The organism is Rothia mucilaginosa (assembly GCF_964210535.1).
GTDB classification, from domain to species: domain Bacteria; phylum Actinomycetota; class Actinomycetes; order Actinomycetales; family Micrococcaceae; genus Rothia; species Rothia mucilaginosa_F.
This window is the reverse complement of sequence record NZ_CAXOMR010000040.1, coordinates 1-4,223: the sequence shown is the minus strand read 5'-3', so window position 1 is coordinate 4,223 and position 4,223 is coordinate 1. Positions and strand designations below refer to the sequence as shown.

The window sequence follows — 4,223 nt, the reverse complement described above, 5'->3', positions numbered from 1 at the left end:
CCCGCCCCACAAAGCGGGCTATCCAGGCCGGTGGTACGGTACTGTTGGCTGGTGCCATGGTGTGCGGTAGCGTGCCGGCATATTCTCTTGGTGTTCTGAAACCTCGCCAAGTGACCCCTATTGTGCAGCCCAATGAACCGGCGGTGACCTGTAACGACCGCGCAATCTACGAATATAAGTACCTTCCGAATGCTTATGTGACTTACAGTCGCAAGATTATCTACGACTGGGCTGAGTGCGTTGGTCTAATTTCTGAATACCAGAAGTATCAGCTAATCGAAGAAAACACCGTAATTTCCCGTGGCCAGTTTGTGGAGTATTTGTATCGCCTGTCGGGTTCTCCTGAGGTGAAGAATCTTCCGGCTCAGTCTCCGTATGGCGATATCAAGACGGATGATCCGCGTTTTCCTGTGGTGATGTGGGCTCGTCAGCGGGGCATTACCTGGGGTTGGAGTGATGGGAATTTCCATTACGATGCCCCCGCGAATGAAACGACGACAGTAATCATGGCATACCGCCTAGCTGGTAGTCCGGCGGTCAAGCTACCCGATATGAATCCTCCGAATGAGGAAGAACCCTGGACCAAGCGGAACCCCAACCTTCTTTACGGCTCAGAGTTGCATCGGGCCTATGTTTGGTTGAAATACACTGGAGCTGGCTCTGATAAGAAGTACACTGGCTTCCACGAATCGGTTAGGTACCATGACGTCGCGAGCATGGACTCTGAAGGTCGACGAGTGAGCCAATGGACTTTCCAGGCAACATATGAACAGGCTTTTGAAGTATTGCGCATGGCAGATACTCGAGGCGTATTTTAAGAGATTATAAAAATAATTTGGTCCCCTGCTCTTCTATGCAGGGGACCAAACTATTTTCTAGTTTTCTGTGGACTCATTCTCGGCTTTAGGGATTCTCGGCGCTACAAGCTTTCCCTCAAATTTAAAATTATTAATTTCGATCCTTAATAGCTCATAAAGCTCAGAGTTGATTTTAAGAACCCATTTATCCCCCATAATTTTCTTTTGGGCCGCAGTTCTGGTCTTATCACTCATCTGACAAGCATCGAAAGCATTTGCGCCAATAATACTAAGACGCTTTGCACCACCTTCAAGATAGAACCCCCATTGTGCTGCGAGAGCCTTATCTAGTGGAAATTTATCCTCTGGCTTGTCACTATCTTCGTAAGGATTATCAGAGCGCACTCCTATAAAGGTGCAGTCACTAGCCCACTTGCTGATATACCAGTTTGCTGCCTCGTGGTTATGTGCTTTATCTGAGACTGCGTCATGCCAGCTGGAGGACTCACCAATACAACCCACATAGTTATTCCGTGGCATTAGGGCGAACCATCCGTGGCCGCCGTTCTCTTGAGCCGTGCATCCTTGAAAGAGATTACGCGTTCCAGCGACATACCATCCAGCACCGGTCTTGGCAGTATATTGATCGTCGAACTGGTCCTTTTTCCGCGTTACGTAGATAGAATTTTGTAGCACGGATCGGCGGTTGTACCAGCTGGTTGACCCAAAAAATTTGCATTGGGAGGCATAGATTTCAATTCCGGCGTAGTTTTTCCCTGAAAGGTTGGCATCAGAGATATCTACTGTAAGGAACTTATTATCTGCGCCACCAGGATTATTGCCATCTTTGCGGCGTAACGGATGACCGACAGGTTTGCCAACCAGCAAGCCTTGGCGCAAAGACTTGCGGACACGGATTTTATCGACTTTCATACCTCGGTCATGAAGCCCCAAAATCGCAACGCCCATATCTACATCCCAAATTTCTAGGTTAGAGAGGGAAGGGACAGCTTCAGGGTCATTAGGCTTACCCGTAAACTCAGTGTGTAGAATAATGCCTGCAACATGGGCTAGCGGTGCCCTAGTATGCATATTATCCGTAAGCTGCTGTACGTTGATATGCCCTTTTTGAGGGCTCGTGCGAATCCACATATCACGCACTCCGAAACGCATCGGACGGTTATCTGTCACCTTCATAGATGTCCGCTCCTGATAAGTTCCCGTATGGAAAACACCGAAACATTCATCTCGATTTTTATTACGAACTGCTTCATCAAGCTTATCTGTGGGCGTCGCAATAATTCGGGTGGACATTCCATGGCCGAAAAACTCCACCTTATCGAGCAAGTGAATGAAGGGGTGCGACACCTTGTAAATACCGGCAGGTAGCTCAATTGACCCTCCACCGAGCCAATAGAGCCGCTCCGCCAGCTTATTCAGCTGATCGGTGCAGTCTTCTACACCCGTGGGGTCTACGCAGTAATCCAGAACATTAACATGAAGGCCGTTCTTCGCAAGATTATGGGCTGTGTACTCCCTCGCAGTATCAGTGTACGTGAGATATTGCAGACGCTTATTGAACTCGTCTAGCCGCTTCTGGGTATTTTTTACCCATTCTGGGGCGCGAGTCATGAACTCTTCAGTCTTATTTGCTTGCTCCGCATGGGCTGGGGAGAAAGCTGAGACTCCTGCAGTGGTTGCGGCAAGAGCTCCTCCTGCCAAAAGGGCGCGCCGCGATGGCGCATGGTATTCAGACATCGATGTCTCCTAGAGGTGAGTGAATTATTCGCCCTTCATCACGACGAAGTGACGTTAGTGGGCGGCTATCTTCTGCGCGTAGCACCGTGCTGCGCTGCAGAAGGTATCTCTAGTGTGTATCGCTTTTTCTTCTCTTTGCAAGAAAATTTATGATTTTTACATAAATTCGTTTCAAGTTTTACGTAAATATTTTAATTTTCTTCAACATATTAATGAGGCGTATAAAATCTATTACTTTAAAGATTTTTAACATTGCACTGAAGCTGAAGGAGAGAATGAAACTGTGTCGGTTTGCTCTGTATCTTGGCGAAAGAAAGGGATGCACGGCTCAAGAGAATGGCGGCCACGGATGGTTCGCCCTAATGCCACGGAATAACTATGTAGGCTGTATCGGTGAATCCTCCAGCTGGCATGACGCAGTCTCAGGTACAGCGGGTAATCATGAGGCAGCGAACTGGTATATCAGCTCATGGGCTAGCGACTGCACTTTCACGGGAGTACGCTCAGACAACCCCTACGGGCCAAGCAAAGAAGTACCACTAAAAACAATCCTTGCTTCGCTGTGGGGCTTCTATCTTGAAGGTAGCGTTAGGCGTTTGAATATTATTGGCGCCAATGCATACGACCAATGCCACATGGACTACGAAGACGATAACAAACCTAAACCCAAGGCGCTGGAAGGTGCATGGAAGTTTTTTATTAAAAATTCCCTGAAACCACCCTACAAGATTGAAATTAATCAGTATGTCTATAAATCTACTGAGGATTCAGCAGATATTTCTAATAAAAAAGATTTTCCAATCACTGAATAAAAATTACTAAAATGTGCGCCTCACCTAACATTAGGTGAGGCGCACATAGTTTATTTAAATTTGAAAGATTTATCTGCTAGACGAATCACTTCGATAGCCTGCTCATAAGTAGCGTAAGCCAACCATTCAAATTCATCGTTAGGCGATACGATACCATACCGTCGATACGATACGTTCTCAATAGAATCTTCATTATTTGGATTCTGAAGACCATAGTGTAACCAGGTGTATGCCTTATGAAGCTCCGAATTATATGGCATATTCGGCCATTTTTCCTTCCAAGGAGTAGGGGGGAAATACTTCTCAGGGTCATATGCAGCTACCGTTACTTTTGGACTGCCCGCCAACCGATACACCATCAAGGCAGTAGAAGACTCACTAGCAGGGGTATCGTAATGGAAATTCCCATCACTCCAACCCCAGGTAATGCCCCGCTCACGAGCCCACATCACCACAGGAAAACGCGGGTCATCAGTCTTAATATCACCATACGGAGACTGCGCCGGAAGATTCTTCACCTCAGGAGAACCCGACAGGCGATACAAATACTCCACAAACTGGCCACGAGAGATAACACTATCTTTCTTGACCATTTGGTGCTTCTGATACTCAGAAATCAGACCGACACACTGTGCCCAACTAAAAATAACGCGACGCCCCAACTCACCATCTTGCCGATAGTACTCATATTCTGCACGGTCGTTACAGGTCACTGCCGGTTCATTGGGCTGCACAATGGGGGTCACCTCATGAGGCTTCAAATGCCCGGTAGCATACGCCGGAACACTACCGCACACCATGGCACCTGCCAGCAGTACCGTGCCACCGGCCTGGATGACCCGCTTCGTGGGGCGGG

4 protein-coding genes are annotated in these 4,223 nt (G+C 47.7%); 2 read left to right on the top strand and 2 right to left on the bottom strand.

Annotated elements, in window-relative coordinates:
• Positions 1-818: heme peroxidase (locus AB8C10_RS09190; protein ID WP_368867550.1), on the top strand; the 818-nt coding region annotated here is incomplete at its 5' end.
• Positions 819-875: 57 nt separating this feature from the next.
• Here the strand turns inward: AB8C10_RS09190 and AB8C10_RS09185 are convergent.
• On the bottom strand, positions 876-2,555 hold the full coding sequence (locus AB8C10_RS09185; protein WP_368867549.1) for a transcriptional initiation protein Tat: 1,680 nt from the start codon (positions 2,553-2,555) through the stop codon (positions 876-878).
• A gap of 212 nt (positions 2,556-2,767) precedes the next feature.
• Between AB8C10_RS09185 and AB8C10_RS09180 the strand changes: the two genes are divergently transcribed.
• Positions 2,768-3,367: a hypothetical protein gene (locus tag AB8C10_RS09180; RefSeq protein WP_368867548.1), complete on the top strand. Its 600-nt coding sequence runs from the start codon at positions 2,768-2,770 to the stop codon at positions 3,365-3,367.
• Between the two features lie 50 nt (positions 3,368-3,417).
• Here AB8C10_RS09180 and AB8C10_RS09175 read toward each other — a convergent pair.
• Positions 3,418-4,223, bottom strand: an 806-nt coding sequence (locus AB8C10_RS09175; RefSeq protein WP_368867547.1) for a heme peroxidase, incomplete at its 5' end; no start/stop codon positions are given.